Annotated in this window: 13 protein-coding genes and 2 pseudogenes; 4 read left to right on the top strand and 11 right to left on the bottom strand. The window is 53.4% G+C overall.

The window, feature by feature from the left end:
• Positions 1-246, top strand: a pseudogene (locus ACR0LN_RS08650) (hypothetical protein); the annotation flags it as partial.
• Positions 247-371: 125 nt separating this feature from the next.
• Positions 372-1,439 (top strand): L-glyceraldehyde 3-phosphate reductase, encoded by a 1,068-nt coding sequence (mgrA, locus tag ACR0LN_RS08645; protein WP_480429061.1) that lies wholly within the window; start codon positions 372-374, stop codon positions 1,437-1,439.
• Between the two features lie 421 nt (positions 1,440-1,860).
• Here the strand turns inward: mgrA and ACR0LN_RS08640 are convergent, their stop codons facing one another.
• From ACR0LN_RS08640 to ACR0LN_RS08610, 7 genes are all read right to left on the bottom strand, one after another.
• Positions 1,861-2,172, bottom strand: a complete 312-nt coding sequence (locus ACR0LN_RS08640) for a cupin domain-containing protein (protein WP_480429060.1) — start codon at positions 2,170-2,172, stop codon at positions 1,861-1,863.
• Between the two features lie 17 nt (positions 2,173-2,189).
• On the bottom strand, positions 2,190-2,933 hold the full coding sequence (locus ACR0LN_RS08635; RefSeq protein ID WP_480429058.1) for an SDR family NAD(P)-dependent oxidoreductase: 744 nt from the start codon (positions 2,931-2,933) through the stop codon (positions 2,190-2,192).
• 56 nt (positions 2,934-2,989) lie between these two features.
• Positions 2,990-3,871, bottom strand: coding sequence for an NAD(P)-dependent oxidoreductase (locus ACR0LN_RS08630; protein WP_480429057.1), 882 nt, complete (start codon positions 3,869-3,871; stop codon positions 2,990-2,992).
• Between the two features lie 9 nt (positions 3,872-3,880).
• A complete protein-coding gene (locus ACR0LN_RS08625; protein WP_170646569.1) occupies positions 3,881-4,315 on the bottom strand; it encodes a GlcG/HbpS family heme-binding protein in 435 nt (144 codons plus the stop codon).
• Positions 4,316-4,333: 18 nt separating this feature from the next.
• The gene (locus ACR0LN_RS08620) at positions 4,334-5,620 is read right to left on the bottom strand and encodes a TRAP transporter large permease (RefSeq protein ID WP_480429055.1); all 1,287 of its coding nucleotides are present in this window, start codon (positions 5,618-5,620) and stop codon (positions 4,334-4,336) included.
• A gap of 2 nt (positions 5,621-5,622) precedes the next feature.
• Positions 5,623-6,156 carry a TRAP transporter small permease gene (locus ACR0LN_RS08615; RefSeq protein ID WP_170375922.1) on the bottom strand — a complete coding sequence of 178 codons (534 nt, stop codon included), beginning with the start codon at positions 6,154-6,156 and terminating at the stop codon, positions 5,623-5,625.
• A 79-nt stretch (positions 6,157-6,235) separates the two neighbouring features.
• Positions 6,236-7,207 (bottom strand): TRAP transporter substrate-binding protein, encoded by a 972-nt coding sequence (locus tag ACR0LN_RS08610; protein WP_480429054.1) that lies wholly within the window; start codon positions 7,205-7,207, stop codon positions 6,236-6,238.
• Positions 7,208-7,499: 292 nt separating this feature from the next.
• On the opposite strand from ACR0LN_RS08610, the gene ACR0LN_RS08605 reads away from it, so the two are divergent.
• Positions 7,500-8,195: a GntR family transcriptional regulator gene (locus tag ACR0LN_RS08605; protein ID WP_480429052.1), complete on the top strand. Its 696-nt coding sequence runs from the start codon at positions 7,500-7,502 to the stop codon at positions 8,193-8,195.
• 360 nt (positions 8,196-8,555) lie between these two features.
• Here the strand turns inward: ACR0LN_RS08605 and ACR0LN_RS08600 are convergent, their stop codons facing one another.
• The gene (locus ACR0LN_RS08600) at positions 8,556-9,482 is read right to left on the bottom strand and encodes a sulfotransferase domain-containing protein (protein WP_480429051.1); all 927 of its coding nucleotides are present in this window, start codon (positions 9,480-9,482) and stop codon (positions 8,556-8,558) included.
• A gap of 848 nt (positions 9,483-10,330) precedes the next feature.
• A pseudogene (locus ACR0LN_RS08595) lies at positions 10,331-10,435 on the bottom strand (IS6 family transposase); the annotation flags it as partial.
• On the opposite strand from ACR0LN_RS08595, the gene ACR0LN_RS08590 reads away from it, so the two are divergent.
• Positions 10,386-10,841: an SDR family NAD(P)-dependent oxidoreductase gene (locus tag ACR0LN_RS08590; RefSeq protein WP_480429048.1), complete on the top strand. Its 456-nt coding sequence runs from the start codon at positions 10,386-10,388 to the stop codon at positions 10,839-10,841. The pseudogene ACR0LN_RS08595 and the gene ACR0LN_RS08590 sit on opposite strands and share 50 nt — an antisense overlap.
• 13 nt (positions 10,842-10,854) lie before the next feature.
• Here the strand turns inward: ACR0LN_RS08590 and ACR0LN_RS08585 are convergent, their stop codons facing one another.
• Together ACR0LN_RS08585 and ACR0LN_RS08580 are read right to left on the bottom strand one after the other, a co-directional pair.
• Complete coding sequence (locus ACR0LN_RS08585) at positions 10,855-11,880, bottom strand: homocysteine S-methyltransferase family protein (protein ID WP_480429047.1); 1,026 nt, start codon at positions 11,878-11,880, stop codon at positions 10,855-10,857.
• Positions 11,881-11,883: 3 nt separating this feature from the next.
• Positions 11,884-13,266, bottom strand: coding sequence for an FAD-binding oxidoreductase (locus ACR0LN_RS08580; protein ID WP_480429046.1), 1,383 nt, complete (start codon positions 13,264-13,266; stop codon positions 11,884-11,886).
• Positions 13,267-13,307: the final 41 nt, after the last annotated feature.

Genomic DNA, 13,307 nt, shown 5'->3' with positions numbered 1-13,307 from the left:
GAAAAGAAGGGCAAAGATGGACGACTTTTACGCCGCCCGCAGCAGGGTTATCCCGCCGCTACCGTGGTCGACTTTCTCACCGCCGTTCTCATTCACTCGGTTACAAACCCTATCCCCAAGTTTACCGGAGCAATCCACGTATACGGCGGGGATTTTTTTGAAGCTGAGCGAAGCGAATGGGATCCTGAAAACCTGACGGAACATGCGTATGACATGTCGAAGGTTCGCGCATTATTCGAGGACTAGTTTGCAGTTTGACAATCTGCGCTGACAATGCCTGAGGCATGTTCCGTCTATACGGCAGGCTTCGCTGATTGCCGATTACTATCTCGTTGAATTGACACGGGGTGATGATCTCGGACTATGGACAGATGAGCAAATTACAACGCCCCCCGAAGCCTCGGCCGCGCCCATTTCTTCCCGATCCGGACCGCTACGAGCAAATGGTCTATCGCCGTTGTGGGCAGTCTGGCATAAAGCTACCCGCGATAAGCCTTGGGCTATGGCACAACTTTGGTGGGGACACCCCGCACCAGACAAAGCGCGATCTCTGCCGCACTGCTTTTGACTTGGGTATAACGCACTTTGATTTAGCAAATAACTATGGCCCGCCGCCGGGATCGGCGGAAGAAGCATTCGGTGAAATTTTAAAAACTGATTTCGCAGGCTATCGGGACGAACTCATCATATCTACTAAGGCAGGGTATGATATGTGGCCGGGCCCCTATGGGGAGTGGGGATCACGAAAATATCTTGTGGCCTCTTGTGACCAGTCGCTCAAGCGGATGGGGCTAGAATACGCAGATATCTTTTATTCCCACCGCTATGATCCAGATACCCCTCTGGAAGAAACTATGGGAGCACTAGACCATATAGTGCGCTCTGGGCGCGCACTATATGTCGGAATTTCAAGCTACAACTCGCAACGAACGCGCGAAGCGCTGGCCATCTTGAAAGACCTTGGCACGCCGTGCCTGATTCATCAGCCGTCGTATAACCTACTCAACCGTTGGGTTGAGCGGGACGGGCTGTTGGATACGCTTGACGAATTGAACGTGGGATCGATTGCGTTCACGCCACTCGCCCAGGGTATTTTGACATCGAAGTATCTGAACGGCATTCCCGCAGATAGTCGTGCAACCCAAGGCAAGTCTCTATTGGACGGCATGATCAACGAACGTTCATTGACGAGTGTCAGGGCTCTAAACGACATAGCGGCGTCACGCGGTCAATCATTAGCTCAGATGGCGCTTGCTTGGGTGCTGAGAGGTGATCGGATTACGACAGCCCTTATTGGCGCTTCGCGACCTGAGCAGATCGTGGATTGCGTAGGTGCGGTCCGGAATTTGGAATTTACCGAAGCGGAACTCGCTAAGATTGACGAGGTCAGCTCGGAAGAGGAAATCAATCTATGGGCGCGATCCTCGGAAATTGAGTAAGATTGTTGACCACTGATTTTTGGTGCGAGCAAATTTTTTTGCGTAATCGCATGGAGCTTCTGCTTTGGCTCGGAGCGGGCATTCGATGAATTCCGTTTGATGTCTGCCTTGCGGACGTTACCGACAACAAAGACAAAGCTAAATTTCGCGTTTATCATAGGAAAAACTGTTGCTGCGACCGCCAATTTTTTGATTTCAACCTCGTTCAAGCGCACTTGGTTTTTTCCGCTACCCACTAAATATTCGGGGATACTTGAACCGAAGAGCTCGCACTTTCGAGTGCTACTCACTGTGATCGGCTTCTCGTTGGCAAAAAGATTGCTATCAAATGAGAACGAATACCCAATCTTGAATTCCCCTGGATCGCCCAAGGGAGCAAGTTCCGCCATGCACTCACCGATTGCCAAAATACGCATGGGTTCTACAAAAAATCGTCACGCCGCGGAGTGAAGCTGTCCACGAGAGTTCCAGGTTCCAGACAAACACATCCGTGGGTCAGATCCGAGGGAACAACAAAACTGTCTCCTGGCCCGAACTCTTGCTCAATTTCGCCCAAAGTGAATCGGAACCGGCCACTTTCGACATATGTTGACTGGACATGCGGATGGCTGTGCAACGCGCCTATCGCACCTGCTTTGCTGAACCGAAAGGCAACAACCATGAGATTGGGATGATCAGAGAGAACTTGCCGTGTGACATTCTCTCCTGTCGAGACAACTGGAAATTCAGGCAAGGTGTACCTCCTCTACACTATGAGAAAAGCATTCCACCATTCAGATCGACATTAGCTCCTGTAATGAAGGCACTGTCGTCGCAGGCTAGGAATAGGACAAGGTTTGCGACATCCTCAATGGTGCCCTGACGTTTCATTGGCGCAGCGGCTTCAAAGCCGCGACGTCCTGCGTCCGGTGTGTGGATGTTATGAAAATCAGTATCAATCATGCCAGGGCACAGCCCATTGACCCTGATATCCGGGCCCAGCTCTTTGGCCAAACCCCGCGTCAGCGTCATGATCGCGCCCTTTGAGGTCGCATAGGGAACTGAGCCGGGACCACCGCCATCGCGAGCGGCTTGGCTTGCCAAGTTGACGATTGCACCGCTTTTCATATGAGCCAAACAGGCGTTCGTCATCATGAAATTACTGGTCAGGTTCAAATCTATCACATATTGCCAATGTTCAAGTGAGGATTCTGCGACTGTTTTGCGGGCAACCAAGCCGCCCGCATTATTGACCAAAACGTCAATGCAGCCGAACTCCGCGAGAGATCGCGCCACCAATGCGTCAACGTCTCTTTTCTGCGTTAGGTCTCCCTGAAGCGCAAATGCGGTCCCGCCATTTGCTTTGATCTTGGCCACAACGTCCTCAGCGCCTGTGCTGCTGGCAAAATAGTTTATTGCGACGTCTGCTCCCTCGGAGGCTAGCTTGAGAGCGACTGCTGCGCCGATATCACGGCCGGCTCCAGTTACAATTACCGATTTTCCGGCGAGTTTCATGGGCATCCCTCATCTTTGCTCAGCTTTGAAAGTTGTCATGTGCTATTGTGGGTCGCTTAAGCTGCACCACGTTTGACGAACATGTCGTAGATTTCGGGGACATTGCCTTCGCCCATCCCTGCATCAAGCGCCGTTTGAAGATTTGCGGAAGTGCCTTCAGCGATTTCGGAGCGTGTTCCAATGTCAGTGATCATCTGAACGAAGTAGGCGATGTCCTTGTTGGCGTTGCTGATCGAAAACCCAAGATCACTTACACCATCGACGGCGTAATTCTTGCAAAATTGCATGAATGGAGAATTGGACGGGCCCGCAGACATGATCTCAAAAAGCTGCTGGCCATCGATGCCCGCTTGTTTTGCAACTGCAAATGCCTGGCTCATGGTACACGCTGTTGTCATACCCATGAAGTTGTTGATCAGCTTAGTCGTATGGCCCGCGCCGAGTGTGCCAAGATGGAATACGTTCTCGCCCTGCACGTCGAGCACAGGTTTGACCTTTTCAAACGTTTCGATATCGCCCGCTGCCATGATGTTCAGCAAACCGCCCTTGGCGTGCATAGGTGAACGCCCCAACGGTGCGTCGAGCATCCCGGCCCCTTTTGTCGCAAGGTCCGCGCCAATTTTCTTTGTTGACGCTGGAATGGACGTGCCGAAATCTATGACCACCGCGCCTTCTTTGATCCCGGCGAGAATACCATTCTTGCCGTAAATCAGGCTTTCGACCACGTCAGATGTTGTCACGCAGAGCATGACGATATCACTGGCCTCGGCGAGTTCCTTAGGGGTGCTGACCTCGACCGCGCCGCGCGCAACGGTTTGGGCAACCGCCGCTTTGTTGCGGCCCATGACCACAAGATCAAAACCATTGTTTTGGAGGCATTCAACCATCTTGCTGCCCATTTGGCCTAGACCAATGAAACCGATTTTTGGATTCGTCATATGCGCCTCCTAAGCGTTTGGGTTTTTCATTTTGGAAAAGACATCGGCACCAGCTTGGGCGACGTCATGATCTTGCGCAGGCGAGCCTGAGCTAACACCAATGCCGCCGACGACATCAGAACCAGCAAGCACAGGAAGACCGCCAGCAACGGTCACCATACGTCCGCCTAAGGCCGAGGCGATGCCATGCGCTGGCATTCCGGGTTGACTGACTTCACCCAATGCTTGCGTGCTCTTTTTGATGCCGCATGCGGTATAAGCCTTGTCGATCGCCAGATTGACGCTGGTAATCTTGGCGCCATCCATTCGCTCAAATGCGATGAGGATACCGCTCTCGTCGGTAACAGCGATGCACATTGGCACCCCGATATCTTCGGCTTTGAGCCTAGCAACCGCGATCAGCCGTCGCGCTTCTTCAATGTCCAATCGTTTGATATTCAGCATAGCGGCGTCCTTTGGGCTTTATGGGCCGATTAGGAGAGTGGGAAGTGTGAGCGAGATGGCAGGAACGAAGGTGATCAGCATCAGCGCTGCGAAGATCGCAAGGTAGAAAGGCCAGATCGTTCTAATGGCTTTTTCCATCGGCAACTGGCCAACCGCACAGCCTACAAACAGACAGGTCCCGACCGGAGGCGTGCAAAGCCCCAGTCCAAGGTTCACCAGAAGGATCATGCCGAATTGCAGCGGATCGATCCCCAGCATATTCATCACCGGTAAGAAGATCGGCGTGCAGATGAGGATTAAGGCTGCCATATCCATAATCATGCCAAGCAGCAAAAGAACGGCATTGATCATCAGCAAAATCAGGATTGGGTTCTCGGTTATCCCCAAAAGGAACTCGACCGTTTTGGTTGGTACGCGGTTGTAGGTCAGCATGTAGGCGAAGGCACCGGCGCAGGCGATCAGGATCATGACCATCGACGTTGTGCGCACAGACGAAATTACAGCGGTCTTGAAAGCATCCCATGACAGGCTTCGGTAGACGATCAGCGTGACGACAAAGGCATACATGGCCCCGAACGCACCGGACTCTGTTACAGTAAAGATGCCTGATAGGACACCTCCGACGATAATGACGGCAGTCAGCAGGCCGGGGATGGAGCCGACAAACGCGTATGCCAGCGCCGTCCATCCTGGAAACCGTTCAGCCTGATAGCCGCGCTTTACTGCGACCACATACGCAGCAATTGCCAAGCAACAGCACATCAGGATGCCGGGGATCACACCCGCCAAGAACAGCTTGGAAATTGATACCGCACCGCCCGTAGCAAGAGCAAAGATGATCATATTGTGACTGGGTGGAATGATGATTCCGGCGATGGAAGATGTCACCGTGACATTCACCGCATAGTCAGCATCGTATCCCTTGTCCTTCATAACGGGGATGAGAATTGAGCCCAGCGCGGAGATGTCCGCGATCGCCGAACCTGAGATCCCACCAAAAAGCATAGAGGAAAACACGTTCACAATGCCAAGCCCGCCGCGCACGGCACCGACAGCGGCTTGCGCGAACTTTACCAATCTGACGGCTATGCCACCGTGGAACATCAGCTCGCCAGCGAAAATGAAAAACGGGATAGCCATAAGCGAAAAAACGTTGATTCCTGCGACTATTCGTTGAAAGCCGACGAACAAAGGCAAGCCTTCATACCAAAACGCAGCCAAGGCAGAAATCCCGAGTGCGTAAGCGACCGGAGTGCCAATGATGACGGAAAGGGCAAAGACCCCGAGAAGAACTGCAAGTCCCATGATTATCCCTGATCTATACTGTCTTGACGCGCATCCTCGCCCAGAAACAGGCGGATCAGATGACCGATGGAAAACAGAAGGACCAATGCTCCACTAATGGTCATAGGCAGGGATCTCAGGCCCTCGGGCCATTGAATAAGCGGGATCAACGTGCCCCATTTGAATTCGGTCAATTCAAGCCCATACCAGAACATCATCGCGCCAAATCCGGCTAGCAGCATATCTGTGATGCAGACAAAGACTGTTCGTACTTTCGGCGGCACCATGCCCCGAAAAAGAACAACTGAGAGGTGGGTATGGTTGTGCACTCCGGCTGCTGCGCCGAGGAAGGCAATGACCATGACAAGTAAAAGCGATACCTGTTCAACCCAGGTGGGCGTGTCATTGAGGACGTACCGGCCAAAGACCAGCCACGCAAAGATGGCGGTCATAGTCACGATGGCGACGCCGGCCAACACGGTACAAAGGCGGGCGAGCAGGTCGAGGAAGAAATCCATCCTCCTTAGAAACTCTGATGTCTTGCCTGAAACTTGCATGCCGCCCCCTTTTTTGGCTTTACGAGTCCGGCTTCTTTGAAGGAAACCGGACACGCTTATTTGTATTCGCTTTGGCAAATCACTCAGTGGCCTGGGCCATCTCGACCAACGCTTTCATATCTGGGTTGGCAGCGAGGTAGTCGGCATAGACTACGTTCATCGCTGACTGGAAGGGGCTCTTGTCTGCGATTTCGTTGACTGTGATGCCAGCCGCTTCAACGTCAGATCGTGCTTGCTCAGATCCAACAGCCCACAGTTCGCGCTGATACAGAGCCGCTTCTTGTGCCGCACTACGTACAGCTTCTTGTAGTTCGGGGCTAAGCGCGTTGAACTTGGCTGTATTCACACAGATGCACTCGGGGATTATCAAATGCTCAGACAGGGAATAGTGCGACGTCACTTCGTAATGGCCGACGTTTTTGAACGACGGGAAGTTGTTCTCCGCCCCATCAACAACGCCTGTTTTCAGTGCCTGTTGTACTTCCGAAAAAGCCATGGGAGACGGATTTCCACCCATCGCCGAAATCATCGAAGTGTAGAGATCGTTGTTCATAACTCGGATCTTCAAGCCTTCCACATCGGCTGGAGAGTTGATTGGTTTCTGGCTGTAGAATGACCGGGCTCCAGCATCAAAATATGCAAGGGGAAGGACTCCTGCCTCACCCATCGCTTCGGCAACGACCGCGCCAGCTTCACCTTCCATTACGCGGAACATGTGCGGCACACTTTTGAAGATGAACGGAAGCGATACAAGGTTTGCCTCTTTGACCATCGGACCAATCGGACCAAGGTTGAAGTTGCCGACCTCGATGGCTCCAATACGCACTTGCTCCAGCGCATCGGGTTGCGAGCCAAGAACGCCGCCGTGGAACACATCTACCGTGACTTCACCATCTGTGGCTGTGTCTACAAGCTCAGCGAACTTGTCCATCGCCGCCGTATTGGGGTGGCCGTCATTGTGAATGTTCCAAGCGCGCCAGCTTTCAGCCGATGCTGATGAGGCGATCAGTGCAACGGATACTGCTGCAAAAAGCGATTTCGTAGAAGTCATGGGTCTCCTCCCGTTTTTTCTGGGCAGCAACAGGCCAAAACGTGTCGTCTGGAGGATGAAAGTCGCAAAACTTCCTGCTTCCTCCCAGAGCCGGAATCACTGCTGACCCCATAAGGACACTAGTATCCAAGTTGTGTCAACGACTCGTTTGAAACATGTGACGGCCTTGACTTCAAAGGTAACAGGCTCTTTGATGTTAACCGAAAAAGCCTAGCCTAAATACGTGCGAATTCTGGTTTTTCACGCGCAATAACAATATCTTAATCACCACTCAAACTGTGGCGACAGGATTATGAATCAGAGGATAGAAGAAAAAATCGTGGACGGAATTAGAACCCGAACAACCACTGATGCCGTCTACGAAACACTGCACGATCAGATCGTTTCGCTCGAAATTCTTCCCGGTACAAAATTGTCCGAGACGGAAGTCGCACGCCGATTTGGCGTCTCTCGCCAACCTGTTCGCAACGCCTTCACCAGGCTTGGAAATGAGGATTTGCTACTTATCCGACCGCAAAAAGCAACCGAGGTTCGAGGCTTTTCAATGGATCGCCTAGAGCTTGCTCGTTTGGTACGAAGGGCCGTCGAACTTGAAATAGTTTACATGGCGGTTGAGACTTGGGATTCAGATCGGGATGCGAAGCTAAGCGAAAACTTAGCCCTTCAGGAGAATGCTCTGACGCAAGGGGATCTATCTGCCTTTCACGCGCTCGATTATGATTTTCACAAACTAATTTACGTTCTGGGCGGCAACCCGTTAGCGTTCGAAGTTATGCTGGAATGCAAGCAAAAAGTGGATCGTCTCTGTATGCTTGGTCTTGAGAAAGACCGCGAGGCGAATTCCATTTTGGAAGACCACTATGAGATCGCAAATGGACTCGCCTCGCGGGATCTGTCAAAAGCGCAAACTGCAGTCAGAAAACACTTATCCCGCCTCGACGACACTATTGCGTTTATTCACGAACGCCATCCTGAGTACTTTGAATAAGTTCGGAAACTCGTACCGCTAACTTCATTTAATATCTAGTCCCGACTAAGTGCCTACCATGCCAGCCGGTTGTTCGTTAATCTTGACGTTTTTTCCGCTTCTTGGGGATCAATACCGGCTCAGAGTGGAAAACAATTTTGAATGCATCAAGCTAGTCGAAAGTCTACTCTCAGCTCGAAGCAGTCATAACCCGCTCACGACACGCGTCTACGTTACGGACAAAGTCGCCGTTGGCTGCATTGCAGCACGTTTGGTCTCACTTAACGGCCGCTTGGCGGACAGGGCACGCTGTCAGAGACCTGCCCATTGGTCCTTGATCATGCCAGTTCTTCCGTATTTGCTCTGTCGCACATGCGCGACTTAATTGGGTAAAGTGCCTCCCTCGTAAACCCATTTGATGGCGGCGGAATCCGGGCAAATCTGGCTGCCCACTTCGCGTAGGTGCCGGGAAATCTCCTCCGTCATTCCATCCATTCTTGCCTCGCCAACGGCGCCCTTGCGGATCATGGCTCCGGAATTAAGGATCGGGATTTCTGAGGCCGTACGCCCTTCAAACTTTCCCTCATTCGCTTTCATCCATGGGAAGGATGTAAACTCCAGTACATTAGCCCATTGTTCTTCGTTCAGCTCTTCACCAATGAATTCGGCAATCTTTCGGATTGATCCTTGGTGATCACTCTTCATGTCAGAGAAGTGCAGGAACAAAACGTTTGGTTCATTCCGGAGCGGCCACCACGCTGCGAGAAAGCCAAAGATCGCGCCTTGCATACCGTTGGCGTCAATCACATCAAAATAGAAGGATGGAAAGTCGGGTCGACAAAGGGCTTCTCTTGGCACGCCCCAAAGTTCATACCATGCGTCCGAGTGCTTGTTCAGGAATGGCCTGAATGAAACGAGGGCCTCCTCCGGATTTCGCATGATTACGACATAATTGACGTCAGTGCCCGACCCGGCGCTCTGAAACGGCACCGCAGGTGGCGGCGAATGCGTCTTGAAAGCGCGGCGCGTGTTGGCTGGCATGGCTGCTACACGTTCCACCACGACTTTCTGGGGTTGCCCGGGGAAGGCCAAAAACTCAATCCAATGCACCTCTTCGTAAACGTCTCGAAAATCATCGGTTCCGCCTGCTAATAACTGATGAACGATGTTCATTGTCCAGGTTGTCCCGCTTTTAATTGGAACAGAAATCACCACATCACCGTCCCTCCAAGCGATCTTTTGTTGAATTTCCGGAACTATCCATGGTGGCCCTGAAGGTGGGGCGGCGTCTTCTAGGGCGTCGTTCATTATGATTGACCTCTTTTTGGCCTCCCTTCGGTCGAGAGGACTAAGGCACTAACTTACCCTGTAAGAGCAGACTTCTCCAAATCCCGTGCACCAGGACCACTCAGATCCATGCGCGATGACCCAAACAAGACGGGGGACGAACAGCTTCTTATTCGTGCCAACCAGCTTTAAAAATGAAAGTACCGGAGTGGGCTTATAGCAGACGGCCATTGCTTTTTTTCGCATGTCTACTTCAGGTCGCGTGCGGTCATTCGCTAATTAGCAGCGAGTATCTACTTTGTGTACGGACACTGAAATCTGCTCAGATGGAAAGGTTTACCTTGCAAGCCTAGGTTCGGGCCATTTTAGCCATCACCATTCAAGCAAAACAGACCTCCTGGCGACGCCACTCACTTACGTCTCCAGGAGGTTACCAGACAAATCTGGCAAATGCGTAAGCAACAGAGGTAATACAAATTTGCCACGCACTCGCATACTTGAATCCAAGATGCAACAAATCAAGTATTTTTACGCGCAGAAAGTAAATATTTCTCGCGCGCGTTATACTTGATTGAGTATTGATCTTGCAGTCCCGTGTCTGAGGATGGGGCGAACTGTGCAAGTCGTTGGATACCAATTGAGACAACATTGTCGTGAAACAGCAGCCACACCAATCTGGTTAACCTCGCTTGCCCAAATACGCATTCCAGATAGTCTGGGCGGTCCCATGGCCAGACTATGGCCCGCGCTGTCTGTCATCCCAGATCATGACGGCGCGGGCATTTGGATCACCACTACATTCTGTGGTCGCATTGTGTAAGCAGAACGCCCCCCTACTCGCCTCAACCCAAGTTCTTCTGACAATACCCTTCGACATTCCGAAGCGAGAGCGGGAAACGGATGTACAGCATCACGGCAAGGCGGATGATCTCGGGACTGGTTTTGAAGTACTTGAAAGAGGCAGGTCTGGTCATGAGCAAAAGCTATGCAACACCCCTACCCCGCTCAAGCAAAGTTCTTCTGACAAGACCACCTCAAATGTCCGAACGTGGTTCCGGCGCAATCATCGTATCTGGTGCCACTGCAGCGCTCCGGGGGAACGTCTGGACAACGGCATTTGCCCCTTCGAAATCGGCACAGCGCACACTGGCGAACGCGCTTGCCAAGCAACTGGGTCCTAAAGGCGTACACGTTGCGTACTTGGTCATCGATGGCGTGATCGACACGGAAGACACCCGAACGAACTTCGCTCCAAACGAGCCCGACGAGTTTTTTATCCAACCCCAGCGCATTGCGGAAACGGCGTTGATGCTTGCGCATCAAGACAAATCTGCTTGGACGTTCGAACTCGATATTCGGCCATTCGGCGAGAAGTGGTAAAGGTGCGGACGATCTACTGGCTGCTTAGCGGGACGATCTGGCCAAAAGTATCTATAGCTCGAACGGCAGGTTGGTTCGATGCTGCCGCCTTCTCGACTGTCTTAGTAAGCGCTCGAGCAATCTCGCGCAGGTGGGTGTGGCCGGTGCCGCAGCAGCCGCCGAAGATGTCCATGTGCGGATAGCGCGCCCGTAGGTCGGCCAGTTGCTGGCCAAGTTCCACAGGGTTACCATCTTCGATATGGCCCAGTTTGCACAATGCGATTTTCTCCATCTTCGAAGCATTGGGCCGCACGCCGCGCAGGCGGTTTAACCAGTTGCCCTCGGTCAATGCCGGTTCGTATTCCAACGGGTGCGAGCAGTTGAGCAGGTAATAATCCGGCGCGGCGTCCCCGGCTTGATGGTCAATCGCGGGGATGGCTTCCGCCAGTGTCGGTCCGGAGCGCAGCCGATGAGAACTGTCCAGCGTGAGTGAAACGGTCAGCGGAACGCCTATCCTCGCTGCAGCGCGGGATACGCCGACAGCCTCTGGAATGTTGTTGAAAGTTGCCGCGCAGGCGAAGTCCACGTTTGCTGCTTTCAGCGTTTCCAGTTGCACCGAATGATAGTCTTCAGCGCTTTCGGCGGAAATTTCGGTGTTCAATCCATAAGCATCACCACGCGGCCCAATACAGCCACCGATCAGAAGTTGCGGGATCTGGCCAACATAGGGCTTTGCGATTTCACGCAAGAACTCGATGCTGGCGATATTGGCTTCGGCCAGACCAGAAGGAGAATAGCCCAGCTTCGCCCCCCAATCGGGGCTGGCACGATAGTCCAACCCCGTCAGCATGAACGACAGGCCAAATTCGGCGGCGACGTCCAGCATATTTGACAGGACTTGTCGCATGGCGCCTACGGCCTCGGGGTTTTCAAGCAGCGGGAACATGGCGAACTCGGGCAATTCGAACCCGTGGCGAAACATGATCTCGGTTTCCATGCCACCTTCGGTCAAGAAAATTGCGCCTGTGCCAGTGGCCGGGGTCGGGTTAGTCTGGGTCATGCCTTACGCCTCCGGCTTGATGTTCTGGTTGAACCGGAAGCGGTTTCGCGGATCAAATTTCCTCTTGATTTCGACCAGCCGTTGATAGTTTGCCCCGAAGGTCGCACGGGTCAGCGCATCATTGTCTTCGCCATGGCCGGGAAAATTGAGATAAGCGCGGCCCTCGTGCCCGAAGCGTGCGGCACTTTCCCAGCCATCGCGTGCCCAGGCAATATTTGCAGCGTCGTCTGCCGCATCCGGCCAGACGCCATCGAGCGAATACATCCATCCGAAAGAGCGGTCGCCAAAGGCGGTGGCATCCGCAGGCACCTGCGCGGTGGCCCCGCCGAAGTTCCAGAGTGACGAGATCGAGTTTTCCGAGGGCGCGGCCTCTGCATTGGCCATAGCAAGGTCAATCATCTCGTCAGAAAGATCAGTCAGATAGCGTGCCTTCCAATAGCACCGGAAGTCACCGGCGGGCATGAGCGTGTCAAACAGCATCTGAACCTCGCAATAGCTCATCCGGCCCGAGAAATCGGTGACCATGTTCCCCAGCTCTCGCAGGGGCTGCATCAGCACTTCGCCTTCGGCAGCGTCCCCGTTGTACACGCAGGCCAGAGTAAAAACGCGCTTCCCCCAGCTTTCCTTGGGGAAATCTTCGCCACCCGCGGTTGAAAACTCGCACAATGAACCGATGAGCCCGTCATGCTCAAGCATGAAATCCCGCCAAGCGCGGATCGGGCCGGGGCCGTCTTCTACTGCGTAAATCGGGGCGGCGAACATGACTTCGGGCCCGGCCGGGTGCAGGGAGAATTCGAACCGGGTCACCACACCGAAGTTGCCGCCACCGCCCCTGAGCGCCCAGAACAACTCCGGGTTTTCATCGGCGCTGGTGTGTACAAGCGTGCCATCGGCCGTCACCACATCCGCCGCTACGAGGTTGTCAATCGACAGCCCGTGCTTGGCCCGAAGCCAACCGATGCCACCCGAGAGCGTCAAGCCAGCCACGCCTGTATCCGAGATCAGACCGCCGGGTGTGGCCAGCCCATGGGCCTGCGTAGCCTTGTCCACGTCACCCCAGAGTGCGCCGCCCTCAACCGAAGCGATGCGTCGTTCGGCTTCAACGCTGACACCTCGCATCTGTGTCAGATCAATCATCAGCCCGCCATCGCAGACCGCATGACCTGCCACGTTATGGCCACCCGCTCGGATTGAAATACCCAGATCATGGGCTTCGGCATGGCGCACAGCGGCCATCACGTCTTGCGTATTCCGACACCGCGCAATCAGTGCAGGCCGCCTGTCGATCATTGCGTTCCAGACGCCCCGTGCCGTGTCGTAGCCGTCTACCCCTGCTGTTAGAAGCTCACCTTGAAAGCCGGAAATATTTGTGTCTGGGGCGCTCATGATCAAATCCTTTCCTCCATTTACAGAAAGGGTAACGCATC

It is taken from the genome of Ruegeria sp. AA6 (genome assembly GCF_056542865.1).
This window is presented reverse-complemented; position numbering and strand designations above follow the sequence as displayed.

What these genes read in the sequence shown, in the direction of transcription:
- ACR0LN_RS08600 (WP_480429051.1), bottom strand. Translation starts at nt 9,482, where the DNA reads ATGAACGACGCCCTAGAAGACGCCGCCCCACCTTCAGGGCCACCATGG.
- ACR0LN_RS08630 (WP_480429057.1), bottom strand. Translation starts at nt 3,871, where the DNA reads ATGACGAATCCAAAAATCGGTTTCATTGGTCTAGGCCAAATGGGCAGC.
- mgrA (WP_480429061.1), top strand. Translation starts at nt 372, where the DNA reads ATGAGCAAATTACAACGCCCCCCGAAGCCTCGGCCGCGCCCATTTCTT.
- ACR0LN_RS08610 (WP_480429054.1), bottom strand. Translation starts at nt 7,207, where the DNA reads ATGACTTCTACGAAATCGCTTTTTGCAGCAGTATCCGTTGCACTGATC.
- ACR0LN_RS08585 (WP_480429047.1), bottom strand. Translation starts at nt 11,880, where the DNA reads ATGACCCAGACTAACCCGACCCCGGCCACTGGCACAGGCGCAATTTTC.
- ACR0LN_RS08605 (WP_480429052.1), top strand. Translation starts at nt 7,500, where the DNA reads ATGAATCAGAGGATAGAAGAAAAAATCGTGGACGGAATTAGAACCCGA.
- ACR0LN_RS08580 (WP_480429046.1), bottom strand. Translation starts at nt 13,266, where the DNA reads ATGAGCGCCCCAGACACAAATATTTCCGGCTTTCAAGGTGAGCTTCTA.
- ACR0LN_RS08590 (WP_480429048.1), top strand. Translation starts at nt 10,386, where the DNA reads ATGATCTCGGGACTGGTTTTGAAGTACTTGAAAGAGGCAGGTCTGGTC.
- ACR0LN_RS08620 (WP_480429055.1), bottom strand. Translation starts at nt 5,620, where the DNA reads ATGGGACTTGCAGTTCTTCTCGGGGTCTTTGCCCTTTCCGTCATCATT.
- ACR0LN_RS08615 (WP_170375922.1), bottom strand. Translation starts at nt 6,156, where the DNA reads ATGCAAGTTTCAGGCAAGACATCAGAGTTTCTAAGGAGGATGGATTTC.
- ACR0LN_RS08625 (WP_170646569.1), bottom strand. Translation starts at nt 4,315, where the DNA reads ATGCTGAATATCAAACGATTGGACATTGAAGAAGCGCGACGGCTGATC.
- ACR0LN_RS08635 (WP_480429058.1), bottom strand. Translation starts at nt 2,933, where the DNA reads ATGAAACTCGCCGGAAAATCGGTAATTGTAACTGGAGCCGGCCGTGAT.